The sequence below is a fragment of the Verrucomicrobiia bacterium genome (genome assembly GCA_035577545.1).
GTDB lineage: Bacteria > Verrucomicrobiota > Verrucomicrobiia > Palsa-1439 > Palsa-1439 > Palsa-1439.
This window is the reverse complement of sequence record DATLVI010000017.1, coordinates 1-21,840: the sequence shown is the minus strand read 5'-3', so window position 1 is coordinate 21,840 and position 21,840 is coordinate 1. Positions and strand designations below refer to the sequence as shown.

Annotated in this window: 4 protein-coding genes; all 4 read right to left on the bottom strand. The window is 59.4% G+C overall.

All coding sequences use genetic code 11. The features are described from left to right. Positions 1–3: 3 nt before the first annotated feature. Positions 4–12,024, bottom strand: a complete 12,021-nt coding sequence (locus tag VNL17_05600; GenBank protein HXI83549.1) for a choice-of-anchor D domain-containing protein — start codon at positions 12,022–12,024, stop codon at positions 4–6. Between the two features lie 131 nt (positions 12,025–12,155). Beyond that, positions 12,156–17,327, bottom strand: coding sequence for a hypothetical protein (locus VNL17_05595; protein ID HXI83548.1), 5,172 nt, complete (start codon positions 17,325–17,327; stop codon positions 12,156–12,158). Positions 17,328–17,537: 210 nt separating this feature from the next. Next, positions 17,538–20,495 carry a hypothetical protein gene (locus VNL17_05590; GenBank protein ID HXI83547.1) on the bottom strand — a complete coding sequence of 986 codons (2,958 nt, stop codon included), beginning with the start codon at positions 20,493–20,495 and terminating at the stop codon, positions 17,538–17,540. A gap of 1,021 nt (positions 20,496–21,516) precedes the next feature. Further along, positions 21,517–21,840: nucleotide-binding protein (locus tag VNL17_05585; protein ID HXI83546.1), on the bottom strand; the 324-nt coding region annotated here is incomplete at its 5' end.

The following is a 21,840-nucleotide window of genomic DNA, read 5'->3' as shown; positions in this document are numbered from 1 at the left end:
GAATCAAGGCGACGGTTCGAAAGTCACAAACCCGCTCTCATTAGTCCCCAAGAAGAACCCGGATCCGAAATTCTGCTTCTGCAGGATCGCCCCCTGATATGGCACCGTGCTCCCGTTGTCGGCCCGACGGAACTTGCCCTTGAATAAGCCGGTTGGCGTCGTGATCTTCATAGTGAGATTCGTGCTGAATACGAGATTGCCGGTGGTCAGCGTGACATGATTGCCCTGCACGGCCGGTAGATTACCGTTACCAAAGTTGACGACCGCGTTATTGTTTGCGTTGGCCACGGATATCACACTGTCTCCCGGCAGTGGCCGCACGTACTCTGAACCCACCAGGCCGATGTCGTCCGCGAACCCCGCCGGGTAGAACGCATCAGCTGCGGACGCCGGTTTCGACCAGTGCAACGAGGCGTCCAAATCGCTCACGGCGACGATATTGCTGTGCGTAATCCATCCGAACACAGCGCCCAGCCCCTTGTACAGCGGCACGTACAATGGCCACGTGCCATGCTTGGAGATGGGCACCGTCTGTTTAAACTTCTGGCCGTCGCCGGTCACACCCGACAGGCCAACAGTGCCCGGCGCCTTGATTAGGATGGCGCCAAAACCGTCGCCTTGCGGCACACTTTCCACCGTGTTCGTCGTGTCCGCCGCCAACAGCACCGTGTACCGGTGGCCCGCAAAGGGCGAAGCCGTTGTCTTGGTGAACACCGCGCGGTCCGCCACCAGTACTGCGGTAACACCCGCCTCCGTTACAGTGCCGGTTACTTGATCTGAACCGAACCCGTCCAGATGCAGATTTGCCGTCAACGCGCTTCCCGCCAGACGCGGGATGTTGACGGTGGCGTTGCCGAGCTTGTCAAAGAGGCCCGCGAACGAGTTCTTCACTGTGCCCTGCTGGAACGTGCCGCTGAACGCGCCCGTCGTACTGACCTTCATGACCACCAGCCCGCTGTTGGCAAACGTCGCTGGTTCACTGAGTCCCAAACCGTAGTACGTGCCCGTCATCTTCACAAACAGGTTGGTATCGACGACCGTGATAAAGTTCGCCTTGGTAACTGTATCGGTGCCACCCAACCCGATGGCCGACAGGCTGACGGTGAACACGCCGGAGTTGGTGTAGGTGTGTGTCGGGCTTGCCGTCGTGCTGGTCGAGCCGTCGCCAAACGTCCACTGCCTTCCAATAATGCTGCCCGTCGATTCATCGGTGAACGTCACTGCCAATGGCAACAGTCCCACGGTTGGTGTCGCGTCAAACGCCGCCACCGGAATGATCGCGCCAATGGCTGTGACCGTTCCGGTTGCGCTGCCGCCATTAGCACTGGCGAATACGACAGTGCCGGTGAACGCACCGGCCGCACCGGGCGCGCATTGCACAACCACGTTGGCTGAGCCTCCTCCAGACACCGCAAAGGTACTACCGGATGCAATCGTGAAGGCGGTGCCACTCACCGATGCGGTTCCGTTGCTGACCGCCGTCTGGCCGGTATTGCTGACCGTAAACGTTTGGGACTTTGTCGATCCCACCGACACCACGCCGAGGTCCGCGCTTGTGGGGCTCACGGCGATGCGGCCAGGCGTCAGACCGCTGCCGCTCACCGTATTGGTGGATGCCCCGCCGTTGCTGCTGAAGATCACCGAGCCAGTAACGCTGCCGGCGAAGGCCGGTGCAAACGCAATGCTGACGGTGCCGGTCGCCCTGCCCGGGACGGTGTAGGGGCTACCCGCGGCGACCTGGAACGGGCCTACAGCCGCCGCCGTGCCGTTCAACGGCAGATCACCGGGATTGAAGACCGTGAAGTTTAGCAGATTCGTCAGGCCGATGGTCACGGAATTGAAGTTCAAAGCACCCGGGGTAACGACCAGTTGCGGCGGATTGACACCGACGATGTACGCCGCTTTCGTGTTCGTGCTCACCCCGACGGGGCCGGCTACTATCAACTGCACCGTATTACTGCCGGCCAGCGTGTATAGGTGTGTCACACTCGTCGCCAGCGTATTTGTCACGCTGCCATCGCCAAACTTCCAGGAGCGGTTTGTGATCGTACCCGTCGAAGCATCCGTAAACGTTACCGCCAATGGCACCGCTCCGTTCGTCGGTGTCCCGCTAAAAATGGCAATCGGCACGATCGCGCCCGTGCCGGTGACCGGGTTCGTCGATCCTCCGCCATTGGCGCTGTTGAAAATAACCGCGTTTGTGAACGCGTTCGCGCTCGACGGCGCAAACCGCACCACCACGTTCGTCGACGACCCACCGGCCAGCCCAAACGTGTTGCCGGCCACGATGCTAAAGGGCGCGCCCACCGCAGCCGTTCCATTACTTACGGTCGTTTGACCGGTATTGCTGACGACAAACACCTGCTGTGACGCCGCCACCGTAGCGACAGTGCCGAAGTCGAGCGCCGCCGGGCTGAACGCCAGATTGCCGGGGGTGAGCCCGACGCCGGTCACCGCATTGGTCGACAGGCCGCCGTTGCTGGTAAAGACAACGTTGGCATTGAATGTCCCAGATCCGGTCGGCGTGAACGCCACGGATATCGTCCCGGTTTGGTGGGCCGCGACGACGACCGGACTGCCGGAAGTAAAGAACGGTGCCGACGTGGTCGTTGTGTTGGTCAGCGGCAAGTCACCGGTATTGGTCACAGAGAACGACATCGTGTTCGTCAATCCGATGGTGACCGAACCAAAGTCCAGACTGCCCGGGTTGACCGCCAGATGCGGTGGGTTGACGGCCACGATCAGGTTCGCTTGCGTGTTCGTGCTCACGCCGACCGGTCCACTCGTGATCAGGCGGACCGTGTTCGTGCCCGGGACGGTATAAGTGTGCGTGAAATTCGTGGTGGCTGTGGTCAGTGTTCCACCGTCGCCAAAACTCCAGAATCGGTTGGTGATCGTGCCCGTTGAATTGTCGGTAAACGAGACGATCAACGGGATCGCGCCAAACGTCGGCGTAGCCGTGAAGCTCGCCGCCGGCACGACCGCGCCATTGCCGGTCACGGTGTTGGTCACACTGCCGCCGTTGGCGCTGTTGAAGACTACCTGGCCGTTGAAACTGCCAAACGCGACCGGCGCGAATTGCACGACGACATTTGACGACACGCCGGCCGGCAGGTTGAATGCCGCGCCCGCGGCGATGGTGAACGGCGCGCCGCTCGCGGTCACCGTGCCGTTGCTCACGGTTGTGCCGCCGCTGTTCGTCACGGTGAAGATCCGTTGTGACACCGTCCCGGTTGCAACGACGCCGAAGTCCAGCGCCGCCGGTGACACGCCAATCTGTCCGGGGGTCAGGCCCACCCCGCTGACGGCATTCGTAGACAATCCGCCGTTACTGTTGAAGAAGATGCTGTTATTGAATGTTCCGCCCGCTGTTGGCGCAAAGACCACCGTCACCGCGCCGGTCTGGCCGGGGAGGACATTGAAGGGCGTACCGCCAGTGACCGCAAATGGTGTGGGCACGCTGGCCGTGCCATTCAGGGCCAGGTCACCGGTATTGATGACCGAGAATGTCAGCGTATTCGTTAGCCCAATGGTCGCCGGACCAAAATTGGCGCTGGCGGGACTGACGGTCAATTGGGGCGGGTTCATGACCGCGATGAGATTCGCTTGTGTGTTCGTGCTTACACCGACCGGGCCGGCCACGATCAGGCGGACAGTGTTCGTGCCCGCCGAATTGTAGGTGTAAGTGAAGCTGGTCGACGCTGTCGCCAGCGTTCCACCATCGCCAAAGCTCCAAATCCGGCTGTTGATCGTCCCGGTTGAATTGTCCGTGAACGTCACCGTCAACGGCGTCAACCCGCTGGTTGGTGACGCGGTAAAGCTCGCGACCGGTATGACGGCACCCGTGCCGGTAACCGTGTTCGTCGAGCGGCCGCCGTTCGCGCTCGTAACGATAACGGCATTAGTGAAACCGTTCGCCGTGGCGGGCGCGAACTGCACCGTCACGTTGACGGCCGCACCGCCAGCCAGGTTGAAAGTGCCCCCTGACAGAATGCTGAACGGACCGCCCGTTACCCCGGCCGTGCCGTTGCTGACGGTCGTCTGACCGACGTTGCTGACCGTGAAGACGCGTTGCGACGCGCTCCCGGTCGCCACCGTGCCAAAGTCAAGGGAAGCGGGACTGACCAGCAACTGGCCCGCCGTCTGGCCGACACCAGCTACACTGTTCGTGGATATGCCGCCGTTGCTGCTGAAGATGACGCTGTTGTTGAATGTTCCCGCCGACGTCGGCACAAACCGCACCGTGATGGTGTTCGTGTGTCCCGGCGCGACGGTATACGGGCTGCCAGACACGATGCCAAATGGGGCGGAGACGGCCGCCGAGCCGTTGAGGCTGAGATCACCGGCGTTGGCGACGGCGAACGTCAACGTGTTTGTCAGGCCAACCGTGATCGAACCAAAATCCCGGCTGGCCGGGGTGACAACCTGTGTGGCCGGTTTCACCACGACGATGAGGTTCGCCTGCGTGTTTGTACTCGCGCCGACCGGCCCGGACACGACCAATCGGACCGTGTTGGTTCCCGACACTGTGTAGGTATGAGTCACGCTGGTCGCGGTCGTAATCGTGCCGGCGCTGTCGCCGAAATCCCAGGTCCGTGAGGCTATTGTGCCGGTGGAGTTGTCGGTGAATGTCACCAGCAACGGCATCGGACCGAACGTCGGCGCCGCACTGAATGCCGCGACCGGCACGATCGCGCCGCTGCCACGGACGGTGTTGGTGGAATTGCCGCCGTTGTCACTGGTGAAGATGACGTTGTTGGTGAATCCATCTCCCGTCAGCGGTGCGAATTGCACGACAACGTTCGTGGATTCACCGGGGGCGATGTCAAACGTCGCGCCAGACAGAACCGTATACGGGCCACCAGTAACGGATGCCACCCCGTTTGATATAACCGTGCCACCGCTATTGGTGACGACGAACGTGCTCTGGGCGACCGTTCCGGTCACCAATATGCCGAAATCAATCAATGTCGGAGAGACGCTGATCTGGCCGGGCGTGAGGCCCGTGCCTACCAGTTCGTTGGTGGAGATACCTCCGTTGCTGTTGAAGATCACATTGCCGACGAAGACCCCACCCGCCAACGGCATGAAGCTTACCGTCACGGTTCCCGTCAGGCCCGGTCCAACAGAGTACGGGGTACCATTGGTGATGGCATACGGCGCTGCGGTCGCCGCCGTGCCGGAAAGCGTGATCTGACCGGCGTTGATGACGGAGAATACCACGCTATTGGTATTGCCAATCGTGACGCCGCCGAAATCGACGCTGGCTGGGCTGACAACGAGGGTCGCTGGTTTGAGCGCAATAATGAGATTGGTTTGGGTGGTGCTACTCACACCCAGTGGTCCGGTGACGGTCAACTGCACGGTATTCGTGCCCGGGACCGTGTAGGTATGGACGACGTTGGTTGCCGGGGTATTTGTCGTGGTGCCATCGCCGAAGTTCCACGCGCGGGTGGCGATCGTGCCCGTTGAATTGTCGATGAAAGTGACCGGCAACGGAGCCCCGCCGATCGTTGGATTCGCGCTGAAACTCGCGACCGGCACGGTGGCGGCGGCGCCGCGCACGACGTTGGTTGAACTACCACCGTTCGCACTGTTGAAAACAACATTGTTGGTGTATCCACCATCGCTACCCGGGGCGAATCGCACCGCGACGTTCGTGGAAGCCCCTCCAGCCAGCGTGAACGGACTCCCGGAAACAATACTGAACGGCGCTCCGCCTGCGGTCGCCGTGCCGTTGGAAACCGTTGTCTGGCCGGCGTTGGTCACCACAAACACTTGTTGCGTATTCGTGCCAGTTACGATGGTGCCAAAATCGAGGACTGCTGGGTTGACGACGATGTGCCCCGCCGTGATGCCGGTGCCGGTCAACGCATTGGTGGAAGCACCGCCGTTGCTACTGAAAACTGCGCTCCCACTGATGGGACCGGTTGTGGTCGGAGTAAAGGCCACGGTGACGGTCCCAGTCTTGCCGGGTAGCACGGTGTATGAACTGCCGGCGCTGATGGCAAATGGTGTCGCGGTCGTGACGGTACCGGTCAGGGTCAGATCGCCGGGATTGATGACTGAGAACGTCTGTGTGTTGGTCGCGCCGACGGTGACCTGGCCGAAATCGCGACCGAGTGGACTGATGATAAGCTGGGGCGGGTTCAGCGAGACAATGTACGCTGGCCGCGTGTTGGTGCTGACGCCCAGGGGACCGGTCACGATGAGCCGGACTGTGTTCGTGGCGGCGATTGTGTAGGTGTGCACGACATTGGTGGCGGTTGTGTTGGTCGTTGCGTTATCGCCGAAATCCCAGAACCGATTGGCGATTGTGCCCGTTGAGGCGTCGCTGAAGGTCACCACCAGCGGCACCGGACCAGTGGTTGGCGTCCCGGTGAAGCTCGCGACCGGCACGATTGCGCCGGTGCCGGTCACGGCATTTGTGGACGGACCACCATTGGCGGTGCTGAAGATCACAGTATTCGTGAACCCACCCGTCGACGAGGGATTGAAGCGCACCACAACGTTGGTCGAGCCGCCCGGCGGTACGCTGAAGGTGTTGCCGGACACAACGCTGAACGGTGCGCCCGACGCAGTAGCGGTGCCGTTGCTGACGGTCGTACCGCCGCTGTTGGTCACGGTGAAAACCGCCTGCGAACTCGTGCCCGTTACAAGAGTGCCGAAATCCAGAGCACTCGGGCTAACGCCGATTTGACCGGGTGCAAGTCCGACCCCGATGAGCGCGTTCGTGGACAGGCCGCCGTTGCTGGTGAAGATCGCCTTACCGTTGAACGTGCCGGTGCTGGTGGGGAGGAAGCTGATCGTGATGGTACCGGATTGACCGGCGGCGACGCTGTAGGGGATGCCGGCGGAAACCGCAAAGGGCGCGAGGGTCGTCACCGTGCCCGTCAACGTGACGTCGCCGGCATTAAGGACTGAAAATGTTTGCGTGTTGGTTTGGCCGATGGTCACGGCGCCGAAGTCGCGACTGGTGGGGCTGACGACTAGGGTCGCCGGGCGCAGACCGACGATGTAACCGGGCTTGGTGTTGGTGTTGACACCGACCGGGCCCTGAGTGATGAGCTTGACTGTGAAGGCCCCCGACGTGTTGTAAGTATGGACAACATTGGTGCTGGTTGTATTGGTCGTGCCGCCATCACCAAAATCCCAGGAGCGATTCGTAATCGTACCGGTCGAGGTGTCCGTAAATGAGACCGCGAACGATACAACACCCGTGGTCGGCGTTCCCGTGAAACTTGCCGTCGGCACGACAGCGCCCGTCCCGATGACGGTATTGACCACAATGCCGCCGTTGGAAGTGCTGAACGTGGCCGAGTTGGTGAATCCGCCCGCGCTGACGGGCGTGAAGCTGACGACAACGTTCGCCGCGCCGCCGCCAGACAAGTTGAACGGCGTCCCGGAGACGACGCTGAACGGGCCGCCCGAAAAGGCCACCGTGCCATTATTGACCACGCCACCACCCGTATTGGTGACAACAAACGTCCCCTGGGCGCTAGTGGTGGTCGCGACAGTGCCGAAGTTCAGGGTGAGGGGATTGACGAGGATTTGGCCGGCCGGCAGGCCGGTGCCAACGAGCGTGTTGGTCAAGGTGCCGCCGTTGGCGCTATTGAGGACAATGCTGTTGGTGAAGGTCCCGACGGCCACAGGCGCAAACTTGAGGACCAGGTTGGTCGCTCCGAACCCGTTCACGCTGAATGTGTTGCCGGAAACGATGCTATACGGGCCGCCGGTTACTGCGGCGGTGCCATTGCTGACGGATGTGCCGCCGAGGTTGGTAATGACGAGGGTGGCTTGCGCCGTCGCACCCGTTACGATGGAGCCGAAGTTCAGGCTGGCCGGGTTGGCGGCGAGTTGGCCGGCCGTCAACCCGGTGCCTGTGACCGCATTGGTCGAAGCTCCTCCGTTACTCGTGAAGATGACTTGGCCATTGAAGGGACCAGCCGAAGTCGGCGCAAACGCAATGCTCACAATGCCCGTTTGGCCGGCAATCAGGTTGTACCCGCCCGCCACGGAGAAGGGCGGGTTGACTGAAGCGTTGCCGGTCAGTGTGCCGCCGCCAGTATTCAGAACGGTGAACGTCTGCGTGTTAGTAAGCCCTATCGTCACCGAACCGAAATTGCGATTGGTGGGGCTTACGGAAAGCTGCGGCGGGATGTCGATCGCAATGATGTACCCGGGCCGTGTTAGCGTGTTTGGCCCTTGTGGACCGCTGACGGTGAGCTTGACGGTGTTGGTACCGCCAATGGTGTAGAAGTGCGTGACACCGGCACTTGGGGACGAGACATTCGTGGTGTTCCCGTCGCCGAAATCCCACGTGTGGGTGTCAATGGAACCGACAGAGCTATCCGTAAACGTAACCACGAAAGGCACATTGCCCGTCGTCGGGGCCCCGGTGAACTGCGCGGTCGGTGGCGCAGAGTCATCCGCGATATTCACGGTCGCGTTGTTCGGCGACCCGAGAACATAGACGGGGTTGGACGTCAGTTGCAGCACGACGGTTTCGTTGCTGTCCGCCAGCGCGTCAGCGAACGGCGCAATCGTGATGGTTGCGGTCGTAGCGCCCACCGGGATCGTGACCGACGAGCCAATGGCGGCGTAATCCAGGCCGTTGCTGGCAGTGCCGCCAATGGTGTAGTTCACGGTCATCGGCGCCTCGGTGCAGCCGTTGCGGGTGACTGTAAAGATCCCATTCGTGCCGGCTTCAGCAGCATTGGGCTGCGTGGCAGTGATCGTGACGGACGGCAGGTCGTTATCGATAATCGTCACCGTATCGCTGGCCGGTGTGCCGACCGTATACGCTGCATTTGTGCCGAGCGTAACGATGACCGTCTCGGAGCATTCCGGTGTTGTGTTATTGACCGGCTGAACGTTGATCGTGACCGAATTGGTATTGGCCGGGATCGTGGCAATGCCGCTGAGGGCCACATAATCAACACCGGAACTCGCCGTCCCACTGACTGCATAGTTCACCACCAGCGCGGAACTCAAACAACCGACGCGCGTGACGGTAAAGACGCCGTTGGTCGGTCCGGCCTCGGAGGCGGTCGGTTTTGTTGCAACGACAGAGACAATTGGCAGGTCGTTGTCGATGATGGTGACCGTGGCGGTGCTCAGGGAACTGGTGGCATAGGTTGCGTTGCTGGTAATCGTTACTACGACTGTCTCCGGGCATTCCGGGATGGCGTTGTCTATGGGCACCAAGAGAACGGTTCCGGAGCCGAATCCCGCCGGAATGGTGAACGTCCCCGGCAACGCAAAGTAATCCACGCCCGGTGAAGCGGTGCCGCCAACCGCGTAGTTGATCGTCAACGAAGTTTGGGTGACGCCGGTTCGCGAGAACTGGAATGCTCCTTGCACCTGGCCCTGCTCGAAGGCGTTGGAGGTGGTCGCCGTGACGCTGACGATTGAGCCGAGAGTCACGACCGACGTCGCCGCGTTGTTATTGGTATTGGGATCTGGTTGACTGGCGGAGATCCGGGCCAGGTTGGTGGTCAGGCCCGGCACGGACGCCGTCACGTTGATGGTTACGACCGCTCCGGCAAAAACCGGTAGATTGCCGATGTTGCAAACTACAACGTTGCCCGATTGGGTACAGGATCCAACCGTTGATGACGCGGAGACGTACGTTACGTTGGACGGCAGTTGATTCGTCACCGTCACACCGGTGGCCACCAGTTCACCGAAATTGGTTGCAATGATCGTATAGGTGAGGCTGTTGCCCAGCGCGACGGGGTTGGCGGAAGGGGATTGTGACACTGCGAGATCGGTTGCCGGTATGATCTTGGCCACAAACGCATCATAGTCGCCTTTGGGGACATTTGCAGAGACACCGCCGACGGTGGGGAAATCCGTCGAGAACGTGTCGCCAGCGACGTAGACGCTCCCGTCCAGGCCGACAGCGATTGCGTTCCCATCATCGGAGTCGCTGCCGCCGAGAAAAGTGGAATAAACCACCGAGGCGGCACCAGACGCGGCCGGGTTTATTTTGGTCACGAACGCATCCGTGAAGCCGCCACCGAATGCCGATTGGAACGCATGGGAGACTGGAAAATCTGTGGAACCCGTCGTGCCGGCCACATAGATCATGCCATTGGTGTCGACGCCAATGCCCTGCCCTTGATCGTTGCCATTGGCATTGTTGCCGTCGAGATAGGTCGAGTAAACGACCTGATTGGTCGGCGGCAACGTGAGGTTGAGCTTTGAGACGAACACGTTCTGATAGCCGCTTCCGAAGTTGGTCTGGTAGCCGCCAGTGCTCATTGGGAAATCTGTCGAGTAGGTGTAGCCGGTGATAAAGACATTCCGGTTGGTGTCCAGGGCCAGTGCCATGCCGATATCGGTATCACTGCCGCCAAAGTAAGACGAATACAGGAGACTGCTGCCGGTCGGCCCCAGTTCCGTTATGACGACATTGACGAAAGCGAATGACTGCGTCAGGATGCCGTTGGCGGTCGTCGGGTAATCCGCCGAGTACGAGTAACCGGTAATGAACGCATCGCCACTGCTATCCACGGCAATGGCCTGCCCGGCGTCATCATCCGAGCCCCCAATATAAGTCGAATATACCAGCGAGTTGGCGGCGGTTTTGGCGGTGTTGAATTTTGCGACAAACGCATCCATCGGGGTTGGATTATTGGTAATATCATCCGTCCCGCCGTATGTGGGCTGGAAGGCGCTTTTCACTGGAAAATTGTCCGACATGGTCCAGCCGGTCACGTAGGCATTGCTGCTGGTATCGGCCGCCACGCCGTACGCTGCCTGGTCGTTGGTACCGCCGAGATAGCTTGAATAGGCGATCACGCCGGAGGAGTTGAATCTGGTGACGAATGCGGCGTCATCGGCGTTGTTCGGGTAGGTGGTCTGAAATCCCCCCGGGGTTGGAAAGGACAAGGATTCGGCGTAACCAACGACATACACATTGGTGCTTCTGTCGACCGCGATTGCCAGGCCGGCGTCAAAGGCGCCGGAGTCCGTGTTTTTGGTGCCTCCCAGGTAGCTGGAAAACACCAGATTGCTACCGCCCGGAGTAAGTTTCGTGACGAACGCCGCGGACGCTGACCAGAGTCTGGAACTGCCGACCGTCTGAAAATCACTCGACAATGTATTTCCTGTCACATACACATACCCGTGAGTGTCGACGGCTACACCCCATGCCATGTCTGCCGCCGAGCCACCGAGATAGGTCGAGAAGCTGAGTTTGGGGTCGATGACGAGTGGCTGGGTTCGATCATAGTCGCCCACTTGAAAATCAACGCGAAACTTGCCATGCAGCGCATAGGCAACGGAAACTTGCTTTCGCACGCCATCGATTTCCTGATAGGCGACTGGCGGACGCCACAGCAGGCCGCTGCCAGCCACCAGCATCCGGAGGTTACCCTGCGCATCAATCTCCAGTTGGTCTACGCCTTTGAAATCCAAGCCGATGGCAGTAGGATCACCGCCGGGGGCCACGATGAAGTCATACTCCAGCTGCCCTTGATTACCGTAATAAACCAGATCGATACCTGGATAAACTCCCTGGTACTTGACCTTGCGGTAGACTGACAAATTGGAGAGCCATTGGCTGGGATCGTTTCCCAGGAAGTAATTGACCTTGCCTTCCAGTTCGTCCGTGCCGGTCGCCAGTGGGTGCGGATTGGCTTGTGCCAGGGACATCCGCAGAGTGGACGTGGTCACGTGCTTGTATTTTGCCTTGGCGCGATGAAGGCGGTCGTGGGCAGGCAGCTTCTCCGGTTCACTGTCGAACCGCCGCAGTTTCAGCACCGTCTCATCGGGCGTGAGGAACAGTGTATAACCGCGGCCCCGAGCAAGGAATTGGACTGCATTGTCGGCCTGCCCATGGTTCGCCTCGAAATGCATGGGCAGTCTGGCGAAGATACGGTCGAGGTTATTTGTGGGTGGGCTGTCCACCGGTCCGGTTTGGGCGCGAACAAAGCCGCCGGCTCCCAATCCGCAGGCCACCACGACGACCAGCCGCGCAAGCCGCCCACCGAATCTTTGCGAAGACCTGACTTGCATAACAACTTCCCCACTTACCACACACCACTAACTCGCTAAAGTCTGAGTGGGATGGAACCCCCTTCAGAATCCCATCCCACTCGTTTTAATTCAATCCTCCTTCATGGGAGGTTGATGCTAATTGTTCTGGCCTACTGGCAGGTTGCTCCGGTGTTGGGATGGATCTGGCGATTACCACGATCCAGATCCCCGCCGTCGTCAATATCCGGCTCTGGCACAAGCGTGCTGCCATTGATCGACTGGCCGCAGGGCAACGTGCCGGCGACAACTTCATTGTGCGCATCCACGCACGCGACGGCAACACGCAGCGCCCGAACGGACGGTGAATCCACCGCAGTCGGATCGATGATCCACATCCGCATGCGATAGCGATCCGGCGGATTGCTCTTCCCGGATTTACCAATCGCGTGGGCATTGCCCGGCTCGCCACGATCTTCAATATCCACGCGGAAGACCACTTTGTTTTCGGTCTTCTTGCCGTTGCTCAAGGTGTAGTCGCCCACGCCCGAGAAGCAGATCTTGTTGGCTGGCGCCGGACGCGGCTCAGGTCCGCAATTAGGCATACGGTCCGGATTGCACAGCCCATTCTCCGTGATGCCGTCGCCGGTGTAGAAGCGATCCTGTGGATGACACGCGAGGTGCGACGTGGGCCACACGGGTGTGCTCAGGTTGAACGTGTCGCATGGCAGGCAGGCACACTTGAGACTGTCGAAGTCATGCTCGTTGCCATTGCCGGCGGCATGGAATGTCCCGCGCAGACCGCCCTTGATGTGGCGGACGTGCTGGTACTCACCACGGATACAGGGATTGAAGAATCCCGTGCCTGCGCCCGTCGCACAGTCCGTGATAACCGGGGCTTCCGACGCGCCGAACGGAGCGCCGACCTGGCCGCCGTGGGTGACGTATCCGACCACCGGGCAGGTGTTATCGGCCGGTTGCTTGCCGCCACCCGTGGTGCGGCAGCCGACCTGTACGCATTTGATCGTCATGGTGTTCTGGCAACTGTTACTCACGGTCACCGGGACACCGTTACTCTGGAGCAGACAGACCAGAGCATTGGTGCTGACCTCGGCCGTGAACGTCACAGTGTCTGACAAGACATTCGGGCTTGGAGGACACGGCACGCCGGTCACCACGCACAGATCCACACTCACCGAGGCGCCAGCTGCCAGGAACGGCACGATGAAGGCGTTCGAGCAGAACCCGGAATCATTGCCCTGGATATTCTGCAGATCGACTGAGCCCGTATTGTGGATGACAACCGAGTAGGAGATGTCCGTCGTACTGCCGGAGGCGATCGTAATGGTCTGGTCACCCGCGACACCGTTGGCCAACTTCGTGCAGGTGGCCCCGATCGGGACAACCACCGCTGTCGCCGAACTCTGTTGTGTAACACTCGAACCGCTGAATGCTCCGATACCGACCACGGTGGCAATATCAATAGTGTTCACCTTGTGAGTAGCCTGGATTGCTGTGCAGGTCTCGGTGGCGCCCGGAGCCAGATCCGGCCAGACACAGCCGCTTACGTTCGGCTGGCCGTCCGGACTGCTGTCCGTCACCTTGATATTCGTCAGGGTTTCTATACCAGCGTTGCTAATGGTGATGCTGTAGCAGAACGCCGGATACTCACCCAGAGCCTGATTGACCACGCCGGTGGCAGACTTGCCGTAGGCTGTCAGCGGCAGTGTCGTGCAGTCCGTATTGGGCGGGATACAGGCGATCAGTTTGTTGATCGCCACCGCCGGGAAGCCGCTGCAAACAAGCGAGGCCGTGCAACTGGATTGGGCCGACGCCACCAGGCCATTCGTGCCGATCACGCAGACCGTACCATTCAACGAATCGGCCTGACCGCTTACTGTTACCTGATTCGGATTCAGATTGGCGAGGTTGTCCGCACAATTGACCGTATCGGTGCACAGGAACGTGAAGGATTGCGCGACTCCCAGGCTGAACGGCGCAGGGATCGTGCAACTACCTGCCAATGCTGGATCGGAGATGGTGACGCCGGTCAACGGCCACGACCCGGCGTTGTTCACCTGGATGCTCCAGATCACAGTTTGGTTCCCATTGATTGCGGGGATGGTAATGCTTTGCGCAAATGCGCCACCGTTGGTCTTGATCAACTTCTCGCAGGTGATGGCCACATTCTCGACAACCGTTGTCGCGCTCGATTGAGCGGACACCGCCGAATGCCCGATGGACTCGAAGCCTATGGCTGTCACGACATTGACGACGCCCGCCGCCTCATTGGTGTGCAATGTAAAGCTGACCGATGAGAACGCCGGCAACAGCTGGCTGCCAAGCGCGTTGGTGAACGTGCTCGTGATGTCGCCGAAGAAGCTGTCGATCACGTTTGTGATGACCAGATTGTCAGGACCGCAGTTTGTCGCCGTGATGGAATAGCAGAATCCCGGCGGGCCCGAGGCCGCGCTGGTGACGCCGGTTGCGACACTGCTGTAGGAGGCCGTGGCGCAATCTCCGCCAGGCGGCAAGCAGGCAACGAGCTTCGTAATCCCGAAGCAGAAGGACGAACTGCAGACGGCAGTTGCTTGCGCATTGACTTTATTGCCCGTGCACTGATCGCTGCCGGTTGCCGTCACCGTATCCGTCGAGACCAGACTCGTGGCCGTATAGCTGCCGCTGTAGGTGGCCGAAGCGCCTGGGGCGAGTGTCGTTGACGACAATGAAGCCGAGAGATCGCCTGCAACGTTGTCCGTAACCGTGATACTGACCAGCGTCACATTGCCGGTGTTGCTCACCGTGCCGTTGACGCTGACGATGCTATTCGTGCTGAAGTCACAGAACTTGGTCACTGCAATGCCCGGTGAGGTGGTTATTGTGCAGACGCCGGTGGCCAGGGCGGAAACCGGAGTACCCGCGCACTGGTCGTTGCCAGACGCCGTCACAACGTTGGTGAATGGACCACAGCCACCGTTAGGCGTATAGCTGCCGCTGTAGGACGCAGAGGCGCCTGGAGCCAAAGTGACGCCGCTCAATACGGTGCCGGCCGCCGAGCTGTCCACGACCGTGACGTTAATCAGGGTCACATTACCGCTATTGGTCACCGAACCCTTGAACTTGATTGGCTGGCCAATCACAAATGGCCCGCCGTCGCACTGCTTGGTCACCCCGATACCCGGTGCAGTGGCGATGGTGCAGACCCCGGTAGCCAGGGAGGAAACCAGAGTACCCACGCACTGGTCATTACCCGTCGCCGTCACAACGTTGGTAAATGGACCGCAGCCGCTGGCCGTATAGCTGCCGCTGTAGTTCGTGGAGGCGTTCGGGGCCAGAGTCACACCGCTTAATACCGTGCCGGCTGCCGAACTATCCACGACCGTGACATTCAGCAGCGTCACATTGCCGTTGTTGCTCACGGTGCCTTTGAACTTGATCGGAGCGCCGAGCGCAAATGGCCCGCCGTCACACTGCTTGGTCACCGTAATGCTCGGCGCGGTGACGATCGTGCAGACGCTGGTGGCCAGGGAGGAAACCAGAGTTCCCACGCATTGGTCATTGCCGGTGGCTGTCACGACGTTGGTGAATGGACCGCAGCCGCTGGCTGTATAGCTGCCACTGTAGGACGCCGAGGTGCCCGGGGCCAGAGTCACGCCGCTTAATACCGTGCCGGCCGCTGTGCTGTCCACGACCGTGACATTCACGAGCGTCACATTGCCGATGTTGGTCACCGAACCCTTAAATTTGATCGGGTCGCCAAGCGCAAATGGCCCGCCATCACACTGCTTGGTGACCGCAATCCCTGGCGAAGTGACGATCGTGCAGACGCTGGTGGCCAGGGAGGAAACCGGAGTGCCCACGCACTGGTCATCGCCCGTCGCCGTCACGACGTTGGTGAACGGACCGCAGCCGCTGGCCGTGTAGCTGCCGCTGTAGGAGGCCGATGTGCCCGGGGCCAGGGTCACGCCGCTCAGCACCGTGCCGGCCGCCGTGTTGTCCACGACCGTGACATTCACGAGCGTTACATTGCCGATGTTGGTCACCGAACCCTTGAATTTGATCGGGCTGCCAATCACAAACGGGCCGCCATCACACTGCTTTGTCACCGCGATGGCTGGCGAGGTGATCACCGTGCAGACATTCGTGGCGGTCGCTTCGATCGGTTTGTTGGGGCAGATTCCTTCGGTGGCGGTCGCCACCACTGTGTTGGTAAATGGACCGCAGCCGTTGCCGGAAGAGGCATAGCTGCCGTTGTACGTGGCTGAGGCGCCCGGAGACAGCGTTGTCGATGACAAGGAGCCCGAGACATCACCCACCACACTGTCCACGACTGTGATACCTGTCACGCTCACACTGCCGTTATTACTCACCGTGCCCTTGAATTTGATCGGCTGGCCAATCACGAACGGCCCACCGTCGCACTCTTTGCTCACGGTAATTGACGCAACCAAGACCTGCGCTGTGGCGCTTGCAGAAGCGGAAACGGCGGCCTGCTCGATCTCTTCCGTACCCAAAACGGTAACCGTATTGGTGGTGTCACCCGCTAGCGGAGTGGTGAGGAAAATTGTCCCGGATGCGCCGACCGGCAAGGACTTGCCGCTCAACACGCCCGTTTGATTTGTAAAATCACCGGTAATATCGCCAAAAATGGTATCGGACACGTTGGTGATGGTCAGATTATCCGTTCCGCAGTTGGTAACTGTGATGCTGTAACAAAATGAGGGAATCTGGTTCCCGTTCTTCGCGCCCGAGGCGAAGCCGCTGTAAGAAGCATTCGTGCAATTGCCATCCGCAGGTTGGCAGGCGACCAGTTTGATCACCTTAAGGCAGGGCGCGAAAATGAGGACCGGGGTCTGGCAGGCCGTGGAAGCAGGCAGATTTACCCCTGCCGAAACATTTTCAATACCCGAAACATCCTCTTCGACGATAAGAAAACCTTGAACTCCGTCAGCCGCGTTCGCGACGGTCGTCGAAGGCACGTTGGTCGTAGAGGCTCCCTGGCTCGGATCGCAACCGGGAAGCGTGAACTGGTGCGGGCTCGATAGAAGATTGCCCTGCACCTCGGTAAAATCACCATGGAATATCGTAAAGTGAACATTTGTTACGGTAACGCCGATGTCCGTGCAAACGGCCGTGTCGCCATTTCCCGTAAGCGCCCTTAAATCAATCGTATCGCCAACGATGGCTCTGGCAGTCTGGAAATTGTGGTCCGGTCCCGCCGCGCCCGCCGAGCAACAGATGCCGCGCTGGCATTGCTGGGCGGTGGCAACTCCTGGGAGCGCTAATGTGATAGCTGCGGACAATGCGACGAGCAGCAAACGGAATCCCTGGCGCGCTAGACACATATTAACCCCCTCATTATTATTGATGTATGACAATCGAAGACTCCCAAATACAGATGATCGCATTACTCTTCTCCCTTGGCTCAATTGAGCCACCATACCCTGCTTAACAGGTTACCACTGACTTTCTGCGGCAGTGGGATGGAACCTCGAGGATTCCATCCCACGCGCTGATTCTCAGCCCAAACTGCAGGCTGGTTATTTTCCGTTACTTTAGTTGCAGGTCGCGCCCGTGTTCGGGTGAATCTGGCGATTACCACGATCCAGATCGCCGCCGTCGTCGATGTCCGGCTCCGGCACGCTGGTATTGCCATTGATTGACTGACCGCATGGCAAAGTCCCAGCCACGACTTCGATGTGGGCGTTCTTGCAAGCCACCGCTTCGCGCAGTGCCAGGATCGGCGCCGTGTTCACACTCGCCGGATCGATGATCCACATCCGCATGCGATAGCGGTCCGGTGGATTGCTCTTGCCGGATTGACCGATCGCGTGGGCATTGCCCGGCTCGCCGCGATCTTCAATATCCACACGGAAGACCACTTTATTCTCGGTCTTCTTGCCGTTGCTCAACGTGTAGTCGCCAACGCCTGAGAAGCAGATCTTGTTGGCTGGCGCCTTCCTCGGCTCCGGTCCGCAGTTGGGTGTCCGATCCGGGTTGCACAATCCGTTCTCGATGATCCCGTCACCGTTATAGGTGCGATCCTGTGGATGACAGGTCAACGGGTGAGGGGTGCTGCTGGTCACGAACGGTCCCCACACCGGTGTTGATAGATCGAACGTGTCACAGGGCAGGCACGCGCACGCCAGACTGTCGAAGTCATGTTCATTGCCGTTACTGGCGGCATGGAACGTACCCCTCAGGCCGCCCTTGATATGGCGAACGTGCTGGTACTCACCACGGATACACGGGTTGAAGTAACCCCCGGCAAGACCCAGGCTGCAATCCGGCGCGCCAGCCGCACCGAACGGAGCGCCAACCTGACCACCGTGGGTGACATACTTGACCACCGGACAGGTGTTGTTGGAAGGCTGCTTACCGCCACCCGTGGTCCGGCAACCAGGGGTTGCCGGTGGTGTGCAGGTAACAGAGGCGGAGCTCGAGCAGATATCAGATTTCACCGGCAAGCCATTCGTGCCGATCGCACAGATACCTGTCGTCGGTGATACCTCTCCCTGCGCCTGGAAGCTATTTGCGGTGCTTCCGGGGCAAGAAACGGTATTGCTGCAGAGGATATCAATGCTCGCTCCCGCATCCAAGAACGGAACTGTCAGCGGGAACGTTACCGCATCGCCGTTGGTGGTGCACGATGTGCCATTTGGCAAAGCGTTGACCTCGCTGATTACGACATTCTGCAGCGGGAAGGTATTCGGGTTGCTCACGGTGAGCTTCCAAATCACGCTTTGGGGCGTGCTCTGTGCTCCCAAGTCGAGATTCTTGACGAAGTCGACACCGTTGCTGGAAACAAGCTTCTGGCAGTTGAGCGGAACCGGGATGATATGCACGCTCGCGTTGTCGGAGCTGCTCACCGTATGGCCCGCAGTATCCTGACCAACGGCGTGCACGAAGTCCGGAACGTCTCCAGTTACACCAGGATACGAAGTGCTATGGATGCAGTTCGTCGATGTCCCCGCCGCCAAGCTAAATGACGTCGGGAAACAAGCGCTCACCAGGGAATCAACCGGGCCTCCTGGAGTGGTGTCCGTTACATTGATGTTAACCAGATCCACGGACCCGGTATTGAGAACCGTGATGCTGTAGCAGAAGACACTGTTGACGACACCCGTCGCGATCTTGCTGTATGCCGGATCTCCAGCGGGCGGGCACCCGTCGCTGGTCAAGCAAGTAACCTGCTTGATGATTTGGATTCCAGGAGCGCATTGGCATTGCAAGAGCGCGCTGCACGTGCTCGTCACCATCACCGGTTCGCCATTCGTCCCGATGCCGCAGACGCAGCTGGCGGGATTATTCGGCACGACGGCCGAGACGTGAACGGTGTTGGGAAGTGTATTGGCGCAATTGGCCAGGCAGCCCGCGACATGGTCAGCCGTATCCGTGAAGAATAAGTTCGTGTGCGCACCGGCGGCGAGGGAACTAATGGTCTGGTCAAGCCCGGCAACCGCCGCATCTGTGACCTGAACGTTTACCAGCGGCGCAGTTCCATCGTTCGTAACGATGACACGGTAGGTGACATTCGGATTCGTTCCCGCTGGCACCGACACGGTATTGGAGAACACGCCACCCTGGCCATTCAGTGAAATATCTTTCTGGCAGCTGATTGACGCCTTGAAAACAGTCGTCGTTGCTGAATCCGAGGCTTGGAGCGACTTCCCATCAATGGCTTCGATGCCATTAACGGTTATCGTGTTGGTGTTGCCGTGGGTTTCGAGTTCACTAAAGAAGAACGTCGTCGACGCACCGGCGGGGAAGAATGCCCCGCTATTCGCGTTGGTAAAGGCGTCGAACTTGTCACCGAAGGAACTGTCGATCACGCTCTGGATCGTGATGTCGTCATTACCGCAGTTGGTCACGGTGACGCTGTAGCAGAACGCCGCTGCGGGTTGATCATCGATGAATCCAGTGGCCGACTTGCAGTAAGTGGCCAGGCTGCAATCGCCGCCGGCGGGCTGACAGGCAACCAACTTGGTCACCTTGAGGCAGGGCGTGAAAACGAAGACAACGGTCTGGCAGGACGTGGACGTCGGCAGATTTACGCCAGCCGAGACATTTTCAATGCCGGAAGCATCTTCTTCAACGATAAGAAAACCTTGAACTCCGTCAGCCGCATCCGCGACGGTCGTCGACGGCACGTTGGTTGTGGAGGTTCCCTGGCTCGGATCGCAACCCGGAAGAGTGAATTGGTGCGGGGCCGTTATGAGGTTCGGTTGCACCTCGGTAACGTCGCCGTGGAATATCGTAAAGTGAACATTCGTTACCGTAACGCCAATGTCCGTACAAACCGCTGTGTCACCATTTCCAGTGAGAGCCCTCAAATCAATCGTATCACCAACCAGGGCCCTGGCAGTTTGAAAGTTATGATCCGGCCCCGCGGCTCCCGCTGAGCAACATATGCCGCGTTGGCATTGGGCGCTGGCAACTCCCGAGAGCGCCATCGTGATAATTGCTGCGAATAGACCGGACATCATCCCGAACCGTTTAATCATCCTGTGCATACCACCCTCCTTATTTCCCAGTTGTTTGTCTCCAAATTGCGGAACCGATCGCGAATTGTTTGTTGATTTCATTACTATTGGTCTCCTCAATACCCTGACACTCGTCTTAATTTCATCACTCCAAATCTCATTGTCGGTGCGTCACCCTCGCACACCAAGCATACAAAGGCTTGGCGGAGCAAAGCAGTAACGGAAAATGTCCTGAAGAGCAAGCTTTTTCGGCGATTGCGGCTGACTTGCGTTTAGTATTTGAGCGGAGCGAAAGGGTTACCACCAAGGTTAAACCACAGAAGCACAGAGAGTTGAGAGCTAACCCTGAAGAGCCAGCCCGGCTCCAATTTTTTTTCGTTCGGCCCGTCAACCGCCGACCCGTGCAACCAGCCTAGTCGCGAATCAAAAGCGGCACTTAACGAAACACTTTCCGGCTGAGGCATGTGCGGAGTTGAGGGATTACTGCAAAGGCATCGGCGTTTGCGGCGGAAACGCAGCATTCATCGTGTCGCCAGGCTCGGCTTTCGTACAGCCAAGCCGCCGTGAGCGCCTTGATCGGTCATTCTCTGTGCCGCGCGAGGGCGTGTGGACGGGCGTCCGACAGATCACCGGACCAAAAGGGAACATGGACTGTGTTTTGACACAGCTTTTTGTGTGACCGGTGTGATCCTTAAGTATTGCACAAGCTTCATCGTGAACGCCCGTAGCCTCCGGGCGTCGTGAGCGCCCGATCTTCGAAAGCGAGAAGGCCAGTGGGCCCAGCCATTGGCAAAATTCATATTCGCTGAGTCGTCCGAGGAAACCTTGAGAAAGTGATCCGTGTGATGCGCAAGCGGATCATGGAATTCAAGGATCTGCTGTCGAGCGATTGTCGTTTTCGTTGGCAACGATGCGCCGGAACAACGCACGCTACAGAACATGGAAAGTGAAAAGCAGCTGGCTTTCGAGGGCAGCTGCTTCGCGATGCATTGCACCACCGGTTATGGCGCCGAGTTACGGAAGCAGGTTCCCGATGAGGCGCGCGGAGCTTCTAGGGCGCGAATTTACCCAGGTACATGTCGAACCCGCCGGCGGAGAGCTGACTGCCGCCACCCAGATCGATCGAGGTCATGAAACTCCCCGTCGTGAACACGTTGCCGGTGGAGTCCGAGGCCACGGCGTAGCCCATTTCAGTGGTGGTCCCCCCGAAGTTCTTCGACCACGACCAGGCGCCGGTGGGCGAGTACTTCGCCAGGAAGACATTGTAGCTGCCAACCGAGAGCAGGCCCCCGCCCAGATCCAGGCTGCCGGCGAAGTATCCGGTGATGACAGGATTGCCGCTGCCATCCACGGTCAGACCGGTGCCCTTGATGGT